2 protein-coding genes are annotated in these 21,709 nt (G+C 76.1%); both read right to left on the bottom strand.

Features of this window, described 5'->3' with window-relative positions:
* Positions 1 to 13: 13 nt before the first annotated feature.
* Complete coding sequence (locus tag ACZ7C5_RS35725) at positions 14 to 11,065, bottom strand: type I polyketide synthase (RefSeq protein WP_470324268.1); 11,052 nt, start codon at positions 11,063 to 11,065, stop codon at positions 14 to 16.
* Positions 11,066 to 11,101: 36 nt separating this feature from the next.
* Entirely contained in the window at positions 11,102 to 21,694 is a 10,593-nt protein-coding gene (locus ACZ7C5_RS35730) for a type I polyketide synthase (RefSeq protein WP_470324269.1), read from the bottom strand.
* Between the last annotated feature and the right edge of the window lie 15 nt (positions 21,695 to 21,709).

The following is a 21,709-nucleotide window of genomic DNA, read 5'->3' on the forward strand; positions in this document are numbered from 1 at the left end:
ATTTCTCCATGGCTCAGACGTCGTCTCGTTCGGTGTTCAGGGCGATCTCGATCAGGGCGTCGGCATCCAGGTCGTCCAGGTCGCCGAGACCGTCCGGCTCGTCCGGCCCGTCGGGGCCGTCCTGGGTGCCCGGGTCGTCCAGCGGGCCGGCCGGCTCGGGGGTGGCGGCCCCGGCCAGGCCCAGCAGGGTGTCCATCAGCCCGGCCTCCCGCAGCCGTTCGATCGGGATGGCGGCCAGGGCGGCACGCACCGCCGCCTCGTCCGGTCCGGCCGGCCGGTCCTCGGTCAGGACGCCCAGCTGCTCGCCGAGGAAGGCCGCCACCCCGTTGGGGGTGCGGTGGTTGAACACCAGGCTCGGCGGCAGGCGCAGCCCGGTCACCCGGCTCAGCCGGTTGCGCAGCTCGACGGCCGTCAGCGAGTCGAAGCCGAGGTCCTTGAAGGCCTGGCCGGCCGTGAGGGTGCGGCCGTCCTGGTAGCGCAGCACGGTGGCCGCCTGGGCGCGCACCACGTCGACCAGGATCTGCGGGCGCTGCCGCAGCGGTGCCGCCGTCAGCCGCGCGACGAGGGCGGCCGCCTCGTCGGCGTCCTCCGGCTCGGCGGGCTCCGGACTCCCGGCCTCCGCCGGGCCGGTGAGCAGCCCGGCCAGCAGTGGGCTGGGCCGGGTGGAGGTGAAGGCCGCGCCGAAGGCCTCCCAGTCCACCGCGGCCACGGTGAGGCCGTGCTCGGCCCGGTCGACGGCCTGGGCGAGGGCCTGGATGCCCAGTTCGGGGTCCATCGGGGTCACGCCGCGGCGCAGCAGGCCGTCGGTGTCCCCGGTGGCGGCCATTCCCGCGCCCGCCCAAGCGCCCCAGGCGACCGAGGTGCCGGCCAGGCCGCGGGCCCGGCGGTGCTCCACCAGTGCGTCCAGGAACGCGTTCCCGGCCGAGTACGCGCCCTGGCCGCCGCCGCCCCAGATCCCGGAGACCGAGGAGAAGACGACGAACTGCTCCAGGTCGAGTCCGAGGGTCAGCTCGTGCAGGTGCACCGCTCCCCCGAGCTTGGCGCCCAGCACCGCGTCGAGGTGGCCGGTGCCGGCCTCGTCCAGCGGGGCCTGGCCGTCGACTCCGGCGGCGTGCAGCACGGCGGTCAGCGGCTGGTCCTGCGGCACTCCTGCCAGGACGGCGGCCAGGGCGTCGCGGTCGGCGGTGTCGCAGGCGGCCAGGGTGACCCGGCTGCCGTACCCGGTCAGTTCCTCCGCGAGGGCCTGCGCGCCGGGGGTGTCGGCCCCGCGCCGGCCGAGCAGCAGCAGGTGCGGCGCGCCGCGCCCGGCCAGCCACCGGGCGGACTCGGCGCCGAGCGCGCCCAGGCCGCCGGTCACCAGGACGGTGCCGGTGGGCCGCCAGCCGGCTGGCACCGGAAGGGCGGGGTCCAGCGGGGCGCGCACCAGCCGGCGGGCGAGCGGCCCGGTGGCGCGGATCGCGATCTGGTCCTCGTCGGTGTCCTCGGACAGCAGGGCGGTCAGCAGGTCGCCGGTCCTGGCGTCGACGTCCTGCGGCAGGTCGACCAGGCCGCCCCAGCGCTCCGGGTGCTCCAGTGCGGCCACCCGGCCGAGGCCCCAGACCGGGGCCTGCGCCGGGTTGTCCAGCGTGTCGCCGCCGCCGGTGGTGACGGCGCCCCTGGTCAGCACCCGGAGCGGCGCCTCGATGCCGGCCCGGCCGAGCGCCTGGAGCAGGGCCAGGGTGGCGGCGGTGCCCTCGGGAAGGGCGGAGGCGGGCAGGGCGGCGCCGACGGCGGCGGTCAGCGACAGGACGCCGGCCACGGCGCCCGGTGCTGCGGCCGCCTCGGCGAGCCCGGCGGCCAGCGCATCCGGGCCGGTGCCGGGGTCGAGCAGGACGGTCACCTCGGCTCCGGCGGCGCGCAGCGCGGTGACGGCCCAGTCGGTGAGCTCGGATTCCTGCGGGGCAACGACCAGCCAGGTGCCGTCCAGCAGCCCGGTGGCGGGCAGGCCGGTCAGCGGGGTCCAGTCGACGCGGTAGCGCCAGCCGTCGATGGTGGCGTCCCGGCGGCGGCGGGTGCGCCAGGTGGCGAGCGCGGGCACGACCTGGTCCAGCGCGTTCGCCCCTAGATCGAGGGTGTCGGCCAGCTCGGCCAGGTCGCCGCGCTCGACGGCGGCCCAGAAGCCGGCCTCCACCGGGTCGGCCGCGCCGGTCGCCGGCGGGCCGGCGGCCGGGGCCTGGTCCGGCCAGTAGCGGTCGCGCTGGAAGGCGTAGGTGGGCAGTCCGATGCGGCGGGCGGCGGGCAGCAGCGACGCGAAGTCGACGGCCACGCCGGCGGTCCAGGCCTCGGCCAGGGCGGTCAGCAGCTGCTCGGGGCCGCCCTGGCCGCGTCGCAGGGTGCCCAGCACGGCCGCCTCGGCCTCGACCGCGTCGGCGGTCTCCTGCACACCGACGGTCAGCACCGGGTGCGGACTGCACTCCACGAACACCGACCGGCCACCGGCCAGCAGCGCACGCGTCGCCTCCTCGAAGCGGACCGGGGAGCGCAGGTTGTCGAACCAGTACCCGGCATCCATCCGCACCGTGTCGATCGACATGCCCGTGAGAGTCGAGAAGAGCGGCACCGCGGAGGTGACCGGAGCGACCTCGGCCAGGTCGTCCAGGATGCGCTCACGCAGCCGGTCCACCTGGGCCGAGTGCGAGGCGTAGTCCACCGGAATCCGGCGGGCCCGCACCTCACGGGACTCGCAGAGCGCCACCAGCTCGTCCAGGGCCTCCGGTTCACCCGAAACCACCGTCGAGGACGGGCCGTTGTACGCGGCGACGGAGATCCGGCCGTCGAAGGGCGCGATCAGCTCCCCGACCACCGCGCTGCCCGCCGCGACGGACACCATGCCGCCGCCGCCCGCGAGTTCGATGATCGCCTGGCTCCGCAGCGCCACCACCCGCGCACCGTCCTCCACGGACAGCGCACCCGCGACCACCGCGGCCGCGATCTCGCCCTGGGAGTGGCCGATCACGGCCGAGGGCCGGACACCATGGGCCCGCCACACCTCGGCCAGCGACACCATCACCGCCCAGAGCACCGGCTGGACCACATCCACCCGGTCCAGCTCGGCGGCCGAGCGCAGCACCCCGGTCAGAGACCACGGCACGTACGGCGCCAGCGCCGCCTCACACTCCGCCAGTCGCGCCGCGAACACCGGTGAGGCCTCGGCGAGTTCACGCGCCATCCCGACCCACTGCGAACCCTGCCCCGGGAAGACGAACACCACGTCACCCGGCACCACCCGGCCCCGCACCACACCCTCGCCGTCGAAGGCGTCGAAGGCGTCGAGCCCGTCCAGCAGCGCGGTCCGGTCCGCGCCCAGCACCACCGCGCGGTGCTCCAGAGCGGCCCGCGACAACAGCGACCCGGCGACATCGGACACCGCCAACTCCGCACGCTCCGCGGCGAACTCCCGCAGCCGCCCCGCCTGCGCGGCCAGCGCGGCCGGGGTCTTGCCCGACAGCAGCCACGGCACCGGACCTTCGACAGCCGGAGACTCGGCGGACTCGACGGCCGGCACGGACTCCAGGATCACGTGGGCGTTGGTGCCACTGATCCCGAAGGACGACACGGCCGCCCGGCGCGGCCGATCCGCCTCCGGCCACGCCCTGGCCTCCGTCAGCAGCTCCACCGCGCCCGCCGACCAGTCCACGTGCGGCGACGGCTCGTCCACGTGCAGGGTCGCCGGCAGCGTCCCGTGCCGCAGCGCCTCCACCATCTTGATCACACCCGCGACGCCGGCCGCGGCCTGGGTGTGCCCGATGTTGGACTTCACCGAGCCGAGCCAGAGCGGCTCGCCCGCCCGCTCCTGCCCGTACGTCGCGAGCAGCGCCCCGGCCTCGATCGGGTCACCGAGCCTGGTGCCCGTGCCGTGCGCCTCCACCGCGTCCACCTCAGCGGCCGACAGCCCCGCGTTGGCGAGCGCCTGCCGGATCACCCGCTGCTGGGACGGGCCGTTGGGGGCGGTGAGGCCGTTGGAGGCACCGTCCTGGTTGACCGCGCTCCCCCGAACCACCGCCAGGATCTCGTGCCCGTTGCGGCGCGCGTCCGACAGCCGCTCGACCAGCAGCACGCCGACGCCCTCGCCCCAGCCCGTCCCGTCCGCACCGCCCGCGAAGGCCTTGCACCGGCCGTCCGGCGCCAGCCCGCCCTGCCGGGCGAACTCGCTGAACACCCCGGAGCCGGTCATCACCGTCACGCCGCCCGCGAGCGCCATGTCGCACTCGCCACCGCGCAGCGCCTGGACGGCGAGGTGCAGGGCGACCAGCGAGGAGGAGCAGGCGGTGTCGACGGTCATCGCCGGGCCCTCCAGACCGAAGGCGTACGCCACCCGGCCGGACAGCACGCTGGTCGCGCCACCGGTCAGCCGGTGCCCCTCGGTGCCCTGGGGCAGTTCCACGTCGACGCCGTAGTACGAGGGGGCGGCGCCGGCGAAGACGCCGATCGACTCGCCCCTGAGCGCCCCGGGGTCGAGCGCCGCGGACTCGAAGACCTCCCAGACGGCCTCCAGCAGCAGCCGCTGCTGCGGGTCCATCGCCAGCGCCTCGCGCGGCGAGATGCCGAACAGCCCGGCGTCGAAGTCCGCGACGTCGTCGACGAAGCCGCCCAGCGGCGCGTACGCACCGGACTGCCCGGTGAGGTCCCAGCCGCGGTCGGTCGGGAAGCCGGCGATCCCGTCCCGGCCCGTGGCCACCAGCCGCCACAGGTCGGCCGGGGAGGCCACCCCGCCGGGGAAGCGGCAGGCCATGCCGACGATGGCGATCGGCTCGCCGGGGTCGGCGACGGCGGCCGCGGTCCTGGTCCCGGCTGCCTCGGCGGCGGTGCCGAGCAGCCGGGTGGCGAGGAAGTCCGCGAGGGCCGTGGCCGTCGGGTAGTCGAACACCAGGGTCGCGGGCAGCCGTTGCCCGGTGGCGGCGTTCAGCCGGTTGCGCAGCTCCACCGCGGCCAGCGAGTCCACGCCGAGGTCCTTGAAGGCCTGCTGCGGGCCGACCGCCTCGGCCCCGGCGTGGCCGAGCACGGTCGCCGTGTTCGTCCGGACCAGGTCGAGCAGCAGCTGGCGCTGTGCGCTCTCCTCCAGGCCCTGGAGGCGGCGCTCCAGCGAGGCCTGCCCGTCCGCCCGCTCTCCCGCGGCGGCCCGCCGCAGGGCCGAGCGCACCAGCCCGCGCAGCAGGGACGGCGGTTCGGCGGTCGCGCCGCGGGCGGCCGAGAGGTCGAGCGCGATCGGCAGCAGGTGCGCGGCGGGCAGGGCGGCCGCGCGGTCGTGGAGGGCCAGGCCGAGGCCGGCGCTCAGGGTGCCGCCGAGGCGGTCGCCGCTGACGACCGTGTCGCCGTCGGCGAGGTGGCCGGTGAGGGCGCTGGCCTTCTCCCACAGGCCCCAGCCGAGCGACTGGGCGGGCAGGCCGGCCGCCCTGCGGTGCGCGGCGAGGGCGTCCAGGAAGGCGTTGGCGGCCGCGTAGCCGGCCTGGCCGCCGGTGCCGAAGGTGCCGGCGGCGGAGGAGTAGAGCACGAACGCGGCCAGGTCGGCGCCGGCGGTGAGCTCGTGCAGGTGGACCGCGGCGTCCACCTTGGGGCGCAGCACCGTGTCGAGCCTGGCCGGGGTCAGCGCGCCGAACACGCCGTCGTCCAGGGCGCCCGCGGTGTGCACCACGCCGGTCAGCGGGTGCGCGGCGGGGATCTCGGCGAGCAGGGCGGCCAGCGCGTCCCGGTCGGCGGCGTCGCAGGCCGCGACGGTCACCTCGGCGCCCAGTTCCCTCAGTTCCCCGACCAGTTGGGCGGCCCCGGCGGCGGCCTGGCCCTGCCGGCTCAGCAGCAGCAGGTGCCGTACGCCGTGACCGGTCACCAGGTGGCGGGCGAGCAGCCCGCCGAGGGTGCCGGTGCCGCCGGTGATCAGGACGGTGCCCTCGGGGTCGAGCGGCGCGGGCACGGTGAGGACGTTCTTGCCGACGTGCCGGCCCTGGCCGATGTGCCGGTACGCCTCGACGGCGTTGCGCACGTCCCAGGCGGTGGTCGGCAGGGCGTGCAGGGCGCCGGCGTCGAACAGGGCGATGACCTCGGCGAGGATCCCGCCCATCCGTGCCGGTCCCGCCTCGCCGAGGTCGAAGGCGCGGTAGGTGACGTCGTCGCGCCCGACGGTGTCGCGGACGTCGGCCTTGCCCATCTCCAGGAACCGCCCGCCGGGGGCGAGCAGCCGCAGCGAGGCGTCCACGAACTCGCCGGCCAGCGCGTTGAGCACCACGTCGACGCCGCGCCCGCCGGTGCTCTCCCGGAACCGTTCCTCGAAGTCCAGGTCCCGGGAGGAGGCGATGTGCGTGTCGCCGAGGCCCTGGCCGCGCAGCACGTCCCACTTGCCGGGGCCGGCGGTGCCGTACACCTCCAGGCCCAGGTGGCGGGCGAGCTGGACGGCGGCCATGCCGACGCCGCCGGCCGCGGCGTGGATCAGCACGGACTCGCCCGGCCGGGCGTCGGCCAGGTCGCGCAGCCCGTAGTAGGCGGTCGCGAACACCAGCGGGACGGCGGCGGACCGGGCGAAGGTCCAGCCGTCCGGGATGCGGGCCAGCAGGTCGCGGACGGTGACCGCGGTGGCGGCGATGCCGCCGGAGAAGAAGCCGAACACCCGGTCGCCGGGGGCGAGGTCCTCGACACCGGGGCCGGTCTCCAGCACCACGCCGGCCGCCTCGGCGCCCATCGGCGCGCGCTCCGGGTACATGCCGAGCGCGATCAGGACGTCCCGGAAGTTCACGCCGGCGGCGCGGACGGCGACCCGCACCTCGCCGGGGCCGAGCGGCCGGTCGGCGTCCGGGGCGGCGACCAGGGCGAGGTTCTCCAGCGTCCCGGGGCCGAGGGTGTCCAGCCGCCAGGCGTCCCGCCCCGGCGGCACGGCGAGCGCGTCCGAGGGCCGGCCGAGCCGGGCGGCGAGGAGCACGCCGGCACGGACGGCCAGGACCGGCTCGTCGCCGTGGACGGCGATCCGGCACCAGTCGCCCGGGCCGTCGCCGTCCGGGCCGTCATGCTCCAGGTCGACCAGCACGATCCGGTCGGGGTTCTCGGTCTGCGCGGAGCGGACCAGGCCCCGGACGGCCGCGGCGACCGGGTCGACGGGCCCCTGCCCGACGGCGACGGCGCCACGCGTCACGACCGCCAGCCTGCTGTCCGTCAGCCGGTCCTCGGCCAGCCAGGCCTGGAGGTCCGCCAGGACCCGGCCGGCCGTCTCCCGCACCCGGCCGGGCAGGTCGGCGGCGGCGTCGGTGCCGGTGCCGGTGGCGGTGGCGGTGCCGGGGACGGGCAGCACGACGAGCCGCGGCGCGGGCCGCCCGCCGTCGAGCGCGGTGAGCAGCTCGGCCAGGCCGGGGAACCGGGGCGCGTCGAGCGACCGGAGGTCCGGGCCGAGCAGGGCCAGGGCGGACGGCTCGACGGTGCCGTCCGGCGCCGTCACCGGGGTCCAGCCGAGTTCGAACAGCGACCTGGCGACGGCGGGGTCGACGGCCGGGCCCAGCTGGGCGGCCTCGACCTCGCGCAGCACGAGGGAGTCGATGGTCATCACCGGGGCCCCGGTGCCGTCCGCGACGCCCAGCGCCATGCCGTCGGCGGTCACGGTCAGGGTCACCCGCAGCGCGGACGCGCCGGCCGCGTGCAGCCGGACGCCCGTCCAGGCGAACGGGAGCCGGGCGGCGCGGTGTTCGTCGGTGGCGGCGGAGAAGCCCACCGCGTGCAGGGCCGCGTCCAGCAGCGCGGGGTGCAGGCCGAACGCCTCGGCCTGGCCCGCGGCCGCCTCGGGGAGGACGACCTCGGCGTGGACGCTGTCGCCGGCCGTCCAGGCCGCCCGCAAGCCCTGGAAGGCCGGGCCGTAGCCGTAGCCGACGGCGGTCAGCCGCTCGTAGAAGCCGGTGAGGTCGACGGGCTCGGCACCGGCGGGCGGCCAGGCGGCGGGCGTGGCGGGTGCGGCGGGCGCGCCCGCCGGAGCGAGCACCCCGACGGCGTGGCACACCCACTCGGCGTCCTCCGCCTCGGCGCGCGACAGCACCTCCACGGTGCGGTCCCCCGCCTCGTCGGCCGTTCCGACGCTCACCTGGACGGCGACGCCGCCCTGTTGGGGCAGCACCAGCGGCGACTGGATCACCAGCTCCCGCAGCACCTCGCAGCCGGCCTCCCGGCCCGCCCGCAGCGAGAGCTCCACCAGGGCGGTGCCGGGCACCAGCACGGTGTCCAGGACGGCGTGGTCGGCGAGCCAGGGGTGCGTGGCCAGGCTCAGCCGGCCGGTCAGCACCACTCCCCCGCCGTTCAGGGCGATGACGGCGCCCAGCAGCGGGTGCCGGGCGCCGATCTGGCCGAGGGCCCGTACGTCGCCGGAGCCGGCGGTGGGCTTCGGCCAGTAGCGCTCGCGCTGGAAGGCGTAGGTCGGCAGCTCGGTCCGGCGGCCGGCGGTGACGGCCCGGGACCAGTCGGGTTCGGCGCCGGTGGTCCAGAGGACGGCCAGGGCGGTCAGGGCGGTCTCGGCCTCGTCCCGCTCGCGGCGCATCAGCGGGGCGAAGGTCCCGTCGGCGGCCGACTGTCCGGCCAGACCGGCCAGCACGGCGTCCGGGCCGAGTTCGACGTAGCGGGTGACGCCCTGACGGCCCAGGGTGTCGACGCCGTCGGCGAAGCGGACGGCCTCGCGGACCTGGCGCAGCCAGTAGTCCGGGGTGGTGAGCATCCCGGGCGCGGAGGGTTCGCCGGTCAGGTTGGAGACCAGCGGGATCTGCGGCTCGGCGAAGGTCAACTGCTCCAGGACTGCGGCGAATTCGGCGAGCATCGGCTCCATCAGCGCCGAGTGGAAGGCGTGCGAGACGGTCAGCCGGCTGGTCTTGCGGCCCTCGGCCTTCCAGCGGGCGGCGAACTCCTCCACCACCTCGGCGGGGCCCGAAACCACCACCGAGGAAGGCCCGTTGACGGCCGCGACGTCCAGCCGCTCACCGATCGCCTCGCGCACCTCGGCCTCGGCGGCCTGCACGGCGAGCATCGCGCCGCCCTCCGGCAGCGCCTGCATCAGCCGGCCCCGCGCCGCGACCAGCGCGCACGCGTCGGCCAGCGAGAACACCCCCGCGACGTGCGCCGCCGCGATCTCCCCGATCGAGTGCCCGAGCAGGAACTCCGGTACCACGCCCCAGGATTCGAGCAAACGGTACGAAGCGACCTCGACGGCGAACAGCCCGGCCTGGGCCCACATCGTCCGGTCCAGGTCCTCGGCGCCCTCGAACACCACGTCCTTGAGCGGCCTGCCCAGGTCGAACCGCGCACAGACCTCGTCGAAGGCCGCCGCGAACACCGGGAACGCCTCGTACAGACCCCGGCCCATCCCGGCCCGCTGCGCACCCTGCCCCGTGAACAGGAACGCCGTCCGGCCCCCGGTCACGGTGCCCGACACCACACCGGCCGCGGGGCGCCCCTCGGCCACCGCCGCCAGGCCCTCCACCAGGCCGTCCCGATCGGAGCCGAGCACCACCGCACGGTGTTCCAGCCCGGCCCGGGAGAGCAGCGTCGCGGCCACGTCCGCCAGAGCGAACTCCCGCTCACCACGAAGGAATTCGGCCAGTCGCCCGGCCTGCGCCGACAGCGCCTCGGCCGTCCGCCCCGACACCGGCCACGGCACCGACCCCGTCAGCGGGCCCGGCACCGGCACCGGCACCGCCGAAGGCTCCTCGGGAGCCGTCTCCGGCGCGGACTCCAGGATGACGTGGGCGTTGGTGCCGCTGATCCCGAAGGACGACACGCCCACCCGGCGCGGCCGGTCCAGCTCCGGCCACGGCCTGGCCTCGGCCAGCACCTCCACCGCGCCCGCCGACCAGTCCACGTGCGGGGTCGGCTCGTCGACGTGCAGGGTGGCCGGCAGCACGCCCTCCCGCATCGCCTGCACCATCTTGATCACGCCCGCGACACCGGCCGCCGCCTGGGTGTGGCCGATGTTCGACTTGACCGAGCCCAGCCAGAGCGGCTCGCCCGCCCGCTCCTGCCCGTACGTCGCCAGCAGCGCCTGCACCTCGATCGGGTCGCCGAGGCTGGTCCCCGTGCCGTGCGCCTCCACCGCGTCGACCTCGGCGGCCTCCAGCCGGGCGCTCGCCAGCGCCTGCCGGATCACCCGCTCCTGCGAGGGCCCGTTGGGCGCCGTCAGACCGTTGGAGGCGCCGTCCTGGTTCACCGCCGAACCCCGCACCACCGCCAGCACGTCGTGCCCGAGCCGCTGGGCGTCGGAGAGCCGCTCCAGCACCAGCACGCCGACGCCCTCGCCCCAACCCGTTCCGTCCGCGCCGGCCGCGAAGGCCTTGCAGCGGCCGTCGGAGGCCAGCCCGCCCTGCCGGTTGAAGGAGGCGTACCCGCCGGGGGTGGACATCACGGTGGCGCCGCCCGCGAGGGCCAGGTCGCACTCGCCGGAGCGCAGCGCCTGGGCCGCCCAGTGCATGGCCACCAGCGAGGAGGAGCAGGCGGTGTCCACGGTGACCGCCGGGCCCTCCAGGCCGAACACGTACGAGAGCCGGCCCGACATCACACTGGCGGTGGTGCCGGTCGCGATGTGCCCCTCCAGGCCCTCCGGGGAGGCGAGCGCGACCAGCCCGTAGTCCTGGCCGTTGGTGCCCGTGAACACGCCGGTGCGGCTGCCGCGCAGCGCGCGCGGGTTCAGGCCCGCCGCCTCGAAGGCCTCCCAGGAGGCCTCCAGCAGCAGCCGCTGCTGCGGGTCCATGGCGGTGGCCTCGCGCGGGCTGATGCCGAAGAGCGCGGCGTCGAACTCGTCGGCGTCGTGGATGAAGCCGCCCTGCCGGGCGTAGTCCTCGTCCTCGTCCTCGGCCCAGCCCCGGTTGACGGGGAAGTCGCCGACCGCGTCGGTGCGTTCGGCCACCAGCCGCCACAGGTCGGCGGGCGTCCGGACGCCGCCGGGGAAGCGGCAGCCCATGCCGACGATCGCGATCGGCTCCTGCGCGCGGTCCTCGATGGTGCGGATCCGGCGGTGCGCCTGGCGAAGTTCGGTCGTCACCCACTTCAGATGGTCGAGCAGCTTCTGGTCATCCGCCATGGGTCTTCCCCTTCACGAGTGGTGCCTCGACGCCGATCAAGCCGGGCCCCCGAATTCCTTCCGGATGAGGTCGAAGACCTCGTCCGCACTGGCGTCGTCCAGCGCGTCCTGCGGTTGCGTCCCGTCCGCCCCGGCCAGGTGGGCCAGCAGGCCCTGGAGCCGGGCGGCGACGTCCGCCCGCTCGCGCTCGTCGGCGTCGAACCGCAGCAGCCTGGCCTCCAGCCGGTCCAGGTCCGCCGCGAGGCCGGCCGGCCGGTCGGCCTCCTCCGGCAGCAGCAGGCCGCCGAGGTGGGTGCCGAGCGCGGTGGGCGTCGGGTGGTCGAACACCAGCGTGGCCGGCAGGCTGAGGCCGGTCTCGTGGTGCAGCAGGTTGCGGAACTCCACCGCGATCAGCGAGTCGAACCCCATCTCCCGGAACGCCTGGTCCGGCGCGACGGCTTCGGCGCTGCCGCGGCCGAGGACCGCGGCGGCGCGGGCGCGGATCAGGTCGAGCAGCATCCGCTGCCGCTGCGGGGCTGGCAGCGCGGCCAGCTCCTGGCGCAGCCCGGCGGCACCGTCCGGGGTGACGGCGCCGGGGACCAGCGGGACCAGCGCCGCGAACTCCGCCAGGTCGCGCATCAGCGGGTTCGGCCGCGTCCCGGCGAACCGGGGCGCGAAGGTGGGCCAGTCGATGTCCGCGACCACCAGGTGGGGCCGGTCCTCGCCGATCGCCCTGGCCAGGGCCCGGACCGCCGAGCGCGGGTCCATCGCCGGGACGCCGTGGCGGCGCAGCCGCTCCGTGACCACCTGGCTGGTGGCCATGCCTTCCCGCGCCCACGGGCCCCAGGCCACCGACACCCCGGGCAGGCCCCGGTCGTGCCGGTGTTCCATCCAGGCGTCCAGGAAGGCGTTCGCCGCGGCGTAGTTGCCCTGCCCGGCGCTGCCGACGGTGCCGGCCAGCGAGGAGAAGGCCACGAAGAAGTCCAGGTCCCCGGTCAGCTCGTCCAGGTGGACCAGGCCGGCCGCCTTCGCCGCCAGGACGGTCTCCAGCCGCTCCGGGGTGAGGGAGTCGAGGGTGCCGTCGTCCAGCACCCCGGCCGCGTGCACCACGCCGGTCAGCGGGGCGTCCGACGGGATCTCCGCCAGCACCGCCGCCAGTTGCTCCCGGTCGGCGGCGTCGCAGGCCACGACGGTCGCCTCGGCGCCCAGCCCGGCGAGTTCGGCGACCAGCTCGGCGGCGCCGGGCGCCGCCGGTCCCCGCCGGCCGGTCAGCAGCAGCCTGGTGACGCCGGACCCGGCGAGCCAGCGGGCGACCACCGCGCCCAGCGCGCCGGTGCCGCCGGTCACCAGCACCGTGCCGGGGCCGGCCGGGGCCCAGGTGGGCTCCGGCGCGCCGTCGGTGGCGTCGACCCGGACGAGGCGCCGGACGAGGGCCGCGCCGGTGCCGCGCACCGCGACCTGGTCCTCGCCCGGGGTGCCGCCCAGCACCCCGGCCAGCGTCCGGCCGGACGCCGCGTCCAGGCTCTCCGGGAGGTCGACCAGGCCGCCCCAGCGCTGCGGGTGCTCCAGCGCGGCGACCCGGCCGAGGCCCCAGACCTGCGCCTGGGCCGGGTCGGCGAGCACCTCGCCGGGGCCGGTCCTGACGGCGCCCCTGGTGAGCGTCCACAGCGGGGTCTTCAGGTTGGCGTCGCCGAGCGCCTGCACCGTCACCAGAGCGGCCGCCACGGCCGGCGACACGGCGGCGGGGCCGTCGGGCGCACCGTCGGGCGCGGCCAGCAGCACCGTGCCGACGACGTCGGGCACGCCCTCGACCGCGTCCAGGATCCGGGCCGCGAGCGCGGCCCGGTCGAGGTCCGCCGGGTCCAGCGCGAGGTCGACGGTGCCCGCTCCGGCGGAGCGGATCGCCGTGCGCACGCCCTCGGCGAGCTCCGGGTCCGCACCGTCGAGGACGACCACCAGCCAGCTGCCGTCCAGTTCGGGCTCGGCGACCGGCACGGGCTTCCAGGTGACCTGGTAGCGCCAGTTGTCCAGCACCGAGTCCTGGCGGCGCAGCCTGCGCCAGGAGGAGAGCGCGGGCAGGATCTCGCCCAGCACCCGGGCGTGCTCGCCGAGGCGCAGGGTGCCCGCCAGCTCGTCCAGGTCCTCGCGCTCGACGGCCTCCCAGAAGCGGGACTCCACGGCGTCCCCGGACGGCGCCGGCGCGGGCGCCGGGGTCGGCCAGAACCGCTCGTGGTGGAAGGCGTAGGTCGGCAGGTCCACCCGCCGGCCGCGCGGCAGGACCGCCGGCCAGTCCACCTCGGCGCCGGCCGTCCAGAGCCGGGCCAGCGCGTGCAGCGCGGTCTCGGCCTCGTCGCGGTCGCGCCGCATCACGGGGGCGAACACGGCCTCGGAGACGGACTGCTGGGCCATCGCGCACAGCACGCCGTCCGGGCCGAGCTCCACGAAGCGGGTGACACCCTCGCGGTGCAGGGTCTCGACGCCGTCGGCGAAGCGGACGGCCTCGCGGACCTGGCGCAGCCAGTAGTCGGGGGTGGTGAGCAGCCCTGGCCCGGCCGTCGTGCCGGTCAGGTTGGAGACGATCGGAACGACCGGCTCGTTGAAGGTCAACTCGGCCAGGACAGCAGCGAATTCGGCGAGCATCGGCTCCATCAGCGCCGAGTGGAAGGCGTGCGAGACGGTCAGCCGACTGGTCTTGCGGCCCTCGGCCTTCCAGCGCTCGGCGAACTCGTCCACCACCTCCGCCGGGCCCGAAACCACCACCGAGGAAGGCCCGTTGACGGCGGCCACATCGAGGCGGCCCTCCAGCGCCGCCATGACCTCGGCCTCGGTGGCCTGCACGGCGAGCATCGCCCCGCCCTCGGGCAGCGCCTGCATCAGCCGGCCCCGCGCCGCCACCAGCGCGCACGCGTCGGCCAGCGAGAACACCCCCGCGACGTGCGCCGCCGCGATCTCACCGATCGAGTGCCCGAGCAGGAACTCCGGTACCACACCCCAGGATTCCAGCAACCGGTACGAGGCGACCTCGACCGCGAACAGCCCGGCCTGCGCCCACACCGTACGGTCCAGATCCTCGGCGCCGTCGAACACCACGTCCTTCACCGGACGGTCCAGCAGCAGGTCGAACTCGGCGCAGACCTCGTCGAAGGCCTCGGCGAACACCGGCTGCGCCTCGTACAGTTCGTGGCCCATGCCGGTCCGCTGGGCGCCCTGGCCGGTGAACAGGAAGGCCACCCGGCCCTCCCGTACGGTGCCGGTGACCACGGCCGGCGAGAAGGCCTCCGCGGCGAGCGCCCCGGCGCCGGAGCGCAGCGCGTCCCGGTCGCCGCCGAGCACGACGGCGCGGTGCGCCAGCCCGGCCCGTCCGGTGGCCAGCGACCAGGCGGCGTCCACCGGGTCGTGGCCGGGCGCGGCGTCCAGGTGCGCGGTGAGCCGGTCCGCCTGGGCCCGCAGCGACTCGGGGCTCTGCGCGGAGAGCAGCCACGGCAGCCCGCCCGGCGGCACGGCGGCCGGGGCCTGCGCCGGGTCCGCGGCCGGGGCGGACTCCAGGATGATGTGGGCGTTGGTGCCGCTGATCCCGAAGGACGAGACGCCGGCCCGGCGCGGACGGTCCGTCTCGGGCCACGGGCGGGACTCGGTGAGCAGTTCCACCGCGCCCGCCGACCAGTCGACCTGCGGCGACGGCTCGCCGACGTGCAGGGTGGCCGGCAGCACGCCGTGCCGCATCGCCAGGACCATCTTGATCACGCCCGCGACACCGGCGGCGGCCTGGGTGTGGCCGATGTTGGACTTGATCGAGCCGAGCCAGAGCGGCTCGCCCGCCCGCTCCCGGCCGTACGTCGCCAGCAGCGCCTGGGCCTCGATCGGGTCGCCCAGGGTGGTGCCCGTGCCGTGCGCCTCCACGGCGTCCACCTCGCCGGCGGACAGCCCGGCGTTGGCGAGCGCCTGCCGGATCACCCGCTGCTGGGCGGGGCCGTTCGGTGCGGTGAGGCCGTTGGAGGCGCCGTCCTGGTTGACCGCGCTGCCCCGGACCACCGCGAGCACCCGGTGCCCGTTGCGGCGCGCGTCCGACAGCCGCTCGACCAGCAGGACGCCGACGCCCTCGCCCCAGCCCGTCCCGTCCGCGCCGGCCGCGAAGGCCTTGCAGCGGCCGTCGGCGGCCAGGCCGCCCTGGCGGTCGAACTCGCTGAACACCCCCGGCGTGGACATCACGGTGACACCGCCGGCCAGCGCCAGTTCGCACTCGCCGCGGCGCAGTGCCTGGGCCGCCAGGTGCAGGGCGACCAGCGAGGCCGAGCAGGCCGTGTCGACGGTCAGCGCCGGGCCTTCCAGCCCGAAGGCGTACGCGACGCGGCCGGAGAGCACCGCCGCCGCGTTGCCGGTGGCGACGTGGCCCTCGACCTTGTCCGCCGAGGCGGCGAGCAGCGTCGGGTAGTCCTGGCCGTTGGTGCCGGCGAAGACGCCCACCGACCGGCCCCGCGCGGACCTCGGGTCCAGGCCGGCGGACTCGAAGGTCTCCCAGACCGTCTCCAGCAGCAGGCGCTGCTGGGGGTCCATCGCCAGCGCCTCGCGCGGCGAGATGCCGAACAGCGTCGCGTCGAACTCCGCGGCGCCGTCGAGGAAGCCGCCGACGGCCGCGTACGAGCCCGACCGGCCGGCCAGGTCCCAGCCGCGGTCGGCGGGGAAGCCGGTCATCGCGTCCCCGTCGCCGGAGAGCAGCGACCACAGGGCCTCCGGCGTCCGGGCACCGCCGGGGAACCGGCAGGCCATGCCGACGATCGCGATCGGCTCGTCCTCGGCGGCGAGGGCCGCGGTGTCCGGCGCCGGCGCCGGGTCGGCCGAACCGTACAGCTCGGCGAGCAGGAACTCGCCCAGGGCGATCGGCGTCGGGTGGTCGAAGACCAGGGTGGCCGGCAGCTGGAGGCCGGTGCGGGCACCGATCAGGTTGCGGAAGGCCACCGCGGTCAGCGAGTCGAAGCCGATGTCGCGGAAGGCCCGGCCCGGTTCGACGCTCGCGCTCGACGCATGCCCCAGCACCGCCGCCGCGCAGGCGCGGATCAGGTCCAGCAGGGCCCGGTCGCGCTGGGCGGCGGGCAGTTCCGCGAGCGCCCGCACTCCGGCCGGCCCCTGCGTTCCGACCGGTTGGGCCCCGGCGTGATCGGCCTGCCCGGCCCGGCCCGCTTCGGGCAGTTCGGCCAGCAGCGGGCTGGTCCTGGCGCCGGCGAAGGCGGGCAGCATCCGTGCCCAGTCGACGTCGGCGATCGCCACGAAGTCCTCGCCGTGGTCGACGGCCCTGGCCATCGCCTCCATCGCCAACCGCGCGTCCATCGGCGTCAGTCCGGCGCGCCGGACCCGGTCGGCCACCACCTGCTCGGTGGCCATGCCCTGTTCCGCCCAGGCGCCCCAGGCGATCGAGAGTCCGGCGAGGCCGCGGTCGCGGCGCTGCTGGATCCAGGCGTCCAGGAAGGCGTTGGCGGCGGCGTAGTTGCCCTGCCCGGCACTGCCCAGGGTGCCCGCCAGCGAGGAGAACACCACGAACAGGTCCAGGCCCAGACCGGCGGTCAGCTCGTCCAGATGCAGCAGACCGCCGACCTTGCCCGCGAAGACGGTCTCGAAGCGCTCGGAAGACTGCGAGTCCAGCACACCGTCGTCCACCACACCGGCGGTGTGCACGACACCGGTCAGCGGCAGCTCGGCGGGAATCCCCGCCAGCAACGCGGCCACCTCGTCGCGGTCCGCCACGTCGCACGCGGCGACCGTCACCCGGGCGCCCAGCGCGGTCAGCTCCGCGACCAAGGCGTCCACGCCCGGCGTCTCGCCGCCCCGCCGGCCGGTCAACACCAGGTGCGGCGTGCCGCGTTCGGCCAGCCAACGGGCCACCGACGCACCCAACGCACCCAGACCACCGGTCACCAGCACCGTGCCGGACGGCGTCCACACACCACCACGACCCGCCGGCTGCGGCGCGTGCACGAACCTGCGGCCGTACACGCCCGAGGAACGCACCGCGACCTGATCCTCTGCACCGCCGAGCACAGCCGCCAGGCGGCGCCCGGCCCGCTCGTCCACCACCGACGGAAGATCGACCAACCCACCCCACACATCCGGCAGTTCCAGCGCCGCCACCCGACCCAGACCCCACACCTGCGCCTGCGCCGGGTCGGCCGGCCGGTCCGCGCGACCGGTCGAGACCGCACCGGCCGTCACCGTCCACACCTTGGCGCGGACGCCCGCGTCGGTGAGGGCGTGCAGCAGGGTCAGCGTGGCGGCCACCCCGGCAGGGACCAGCGAGCCCTCGACGTGCGACTCCTCACCGGAAGCCGACGAGACCACGCCCGACAGCTCACCCTCGGCGGCCAATGCGCCGATCCGGAGCGCGAGTTCCTCCCGGCCGGCACCGTCCACGGCCAGCGGCACGACCTCGGCCCCGGCCGCGACCAGCGCCGCCTCGACACCCTCCAACGGCGCACCCGCACCCGTCACCAGCAGCCAGCGACCGGACAACCGCCCGTCCGCCGAAGCCGCCAGCGGCTTCCACACCACCCGGTACCGCCAGGAGTCCACCACCGAATCCACCCGGCGCCGCTGCCGCCACGAGGACAGCACCGGCAGCACGGAGCCCAACTCCTCGGGGGCCTGGGCGATGTCCAGGGCGGCGGCGAGTTCGCCGAGGTCCTGGCTCTCCACGGCCTGCCAGAAGCGGGCCTCGTCCGGGTCGGTGACGGCGGCCGCGCCGGGCACCACCCTCGGCCAGTAGCGGTCCCGCTGGAAGGCGTACGTCGGCAGCGGGGCCGGACGGCCGGCGGGCAGCAGCCCGGACCAGTCGATCTCCGCCCCGGCCGTCCACAGCGTGGCGAGCGCCCGCAGCGCCGTCTCGCGGTCGTCCCGGTCCTTGCGCAGCAGCGGCGCGCAGACCGCGTCAGGGAGGATCCGGCCCGCCAGCGCCGTCAGCACACCGTCCGGACCGAGTTCCACGAAGCGGGTGACACCCTCGCTGTGCAGGGTCTCGACGCCGTCGGCGAAGCGGACGGCCTCGCGAACCTGGCGGACCCAGTAGTCGGGGGTGGTGAGCAGGCCGGCCGTGGCCGTCGAGCCGGTCAGGTTGGAGACGATCGGAACGACCGGCTCGTTGAAGGTCAACTCGGCCAGGACGGCGGCGAATTCGGCGAGCATCGGCTCCATCAGCGCCGAGTGGAAGGCGTGCGAGACGGTCAGCCGGCTGGTCTTGCGGCCCTCGGCCTTCCAGCGGACGGCGAACTCGTCCACCACCTCGGCGGGGCCCGAAACCACCAGCGAGGTCGGCCCGTTGACGGCCGCGACGTCGAGGCGGTCGCCGATCTCCGCGCGCACCTCGGCCTCGGCGGCCTGTACGGCGAGCATCGCGCCGCCGCCCGGCAGCGCCTGCATCAGCCGACCGCGCGCCGCCACCAGCGCGCACGCGTCGGCCAGCGAGAACACCCCCGCGACGTGCGCCGCCGCGATCTCACCGATCGAGTGCCCGAGCAGGAAGTCCGCTGTCACGCCCCGGGATTCGAGCATCCGGTACGAGGCGACCTCGACCGCGAACAGCCCGGCCTGGGTCCACACCGTACGGTCCAGATCCTCGGCGCCCTCGAACACCACGTCCTTCACCGGACGGTCCAGCAGCAGGTCGAACTCCGCGCAGACCGCGTCGAAGGCCTCGGCGAACACCGGGAACGCCTCGTACAACCCGCGTCCCATACCGGTCCGCTGCGCGCCCTGACCGGTGAACAGGAACGCCGTCCGCCCCTCCGCCGTGACGCCCGGGACCACCTGGGCCGACGGCTCGCCCGCCGCCAGCGCGGCCAGGCCGTCCAGCAGGGCCGCCCGGTCACCGCCGAACACCACCGCGCGGTGGTCCAGGGCGGCCCGGGAGACCAGCGCCCTGGCCACCTCCACCGCTCCGAACCGCGGCTCACCCGCCAGGGATTCGGCCAGCCGGCCGGCCTGCGCCGCCAGTGCGGCGGCCGACCGCCCCGACACCGGCCACGGCAGCACACTCTCGACGGCCACCGGCTCCTCGGCCGCCACCGCCGGCGCGGCCTCCAGGATCACGTGGGCGTTGGTGCCGCTGATCCCGAAGGACGAGACGCCGGCCCGGCGCGGCCGGTCCAGCTCCGGCCACGGGCGGGACTCGCTCAGCAGCTCCACCGCGCCCGCCGACCAGTCCACCTCCGAGGTCCGCCGGTCCGCGTGCAGGGTGGCCGGGAGCACGCCGTGGTGCATGGCCTGCACCATCTTGATCACACCAGCGACACCGGCGGCGGCCTGGGTGTGGCCGATGTTCGACTTGATCGAACCCAGCCAGAGCGGCTCGCCCGCCCGCTCCCGGCCGTACGTCGCCAGCAGCGCCTGCGCCTCGATCGGGTCACCCAGCTTGGTGCCCGTGCCGTGCGCCTCCACCGCGTCCACCTCGGCGGCCGACAGCCCGGCACTCGCCAGCGCCTGCCGGATCACCCGCTCCTGCGAAGGCCCGTTCGGCGCCGTCAGACCGTTCGACGCACCGTCCTGGTTCACCGCCGAACCCCGCACCACCGCCAGCACCCGGTGCCCGAGCCGCTGCGCGTCCGAGAGCCGTTCCAGCACCAGCACACCGACGCCCTCCGACCAGCCGGTGCCGTCCGCCTCGGCCGAGAAGGCCTTGCAGCGGCCGTCGGCGGCCAGCCCGCCCTGCCGGGCGAACTCGGCGAAGGCGGTGTTGGTGGACATCACGGTGACACCGCCGGCCAGCGCCAGTTCGCACTCGCCGCGGCGCAGCGCCTGAGCCGCCAGGTGCAGGGCGACCAGCGAGGAGGAGCAGGCGGTGTCCACCGTCATCGCCGGGCCTTCGAGCCCGAACGCGTACGCCACCCGGCCGGAGAGCACCGACGCGGCGTTGCCGGTCAGCACGTGCCCCTCGACCTCCTCGTCCGAGGCGGCGAGCAGGGTGCCGTAGTCCTGGCCGTTGGTGCCGACGAAGACGCCGACGGGGGCCCCGTGGACGGACAGCGGATCGGTGCCCGCCGATTCGAAGGCCTCCCAGGACGCCTCCAGCAGCAGCCGCTGCTGGGGGTCCATCGCCAGCGCCTCGCGCGGCGAGATGCCGAACAGGCTCGCGTCGAAGTCGGTCGCGTGCCGCAGGAAACCGCCCTCCGGCGCGTACGCCCCGGCGTCACGGTCGAGGTCCCAGCCGCGGTCGGTCGGGAACGGACCGACGCCGTCCACGCCGTCGGCCAGCAGCTGCCACAGCTCGGCGGGCGTGCCGACGTCGCCGGGGAAGCGGCAGCTCATGCCGACGATCACGACCGGCTCGTCGGTCCCGGCCGGGGCGGGAGTCATCGCCTCGGTCAGCATCGTCTCGGTCAGCAGGGTGTCGTCGCCGAGCATCAGGCCGAGCAGGTGGTCGGCGAGCCGGGTCGGCGTCGGGTGGTCGAACACGAGCGTCGTCGGCAGCCGCAGGGTCGTCTCGGCGCTGATCCGGTTGCGCAGTTCGACGGCGGTCAGCGAGTCGAAGCCCAGTTCCCGGAAGGCCCTGGCGGGCGCCACCGCGTCGGCCGAGGCGTGGCCGAGCACGGACGCGGCCTGGGCCCGGACGATGTCGAGCAGCAACTGGCGGCGCTGTCCGGCCGGCGCCGAGGCCAGCTCGGAGCGCACCGGCGCGGCGGCGTCGGCCCCGGCGGCCGCGGGCCGTGCGGCGGCTTCCGGAAGGTCCGCGAGCAGGGCGCTCGGACGGGAGCCGGTGAAGCCGCCGAGGAACTGCGGCCAGTCGATGTCGGCGACGCTGACGTCGGTCTCGTCCTGGTCGACGGCCCTGGCCAGGGCCTGGACCGCCGACTCCGGGTCCATCGGCACCACGCCGCCGCGCCGCAGCCGCTCGACGACCACCTCGCCGGTGGCGAGGCCGTCCTGTGCCCAGGCGCCCCAGGCGATCGAGAGTCCGGCGAGGCCGCGGTCGCGGCGCTGCTGGATCCAGGCGTCCAGGAAGGCGTTGGCGGCGGCGTAGTTGCCCTGCCCGGCACTGCCCAGGGTGCCCGCCAGCGAGGAGAACACCACGAACAGGTCCAGGCCCAGACCGGCGGTCAGCTCGTCCAGATGCAGCAGACCGCCGACCTTGCCCGCGAAGACGGTCTCGAAGCGCTCGGGAGACTGCGAGTCCAGCATGCCGTCGTCCACCACACCGGCGGTGTGCACGACACCGGTCAGCGGCAGCTCGGCGGGAATCCCCGCCAGCAACGCGGCCACCTCGTCGCGGTCCGCCACGTCGCACGCGGCGACCGTCACCCGGGCGCCGAGGCCGGTCAGTTCGGCCACCAGCTCGGCGGCACCCGGCGTCTCGCCGCCGCGCCGGCCGGTCAACACCAGGTGCGGCGTGCCGCGTTCGGCCAGCCAACGGGCCACCGACGCACCCAGCGCACCCAGACCACCGGTCACCAGCACCGTGCCGGACGGCGTCCACACACCACCACGACCCGCCGGCTGCGGCGCGTGCACGAACCTGCGGCCGTACACGCCCGAGGAACGCACCGCGACCTGATCCTCCGCACCGCCGAGACCACCGAGCACGGCCACCAACCGGCGCCCGGCCCGCTCGTCCACCACCGACGGAAGATCGACCAACCCACCCCACACATCCGGCAGTTCCAGCGCCGCCACCCGACCCAGACCCCA

This window comes from Kitasatospora sp. NPDC036993 (assembly GCF_055607525.1).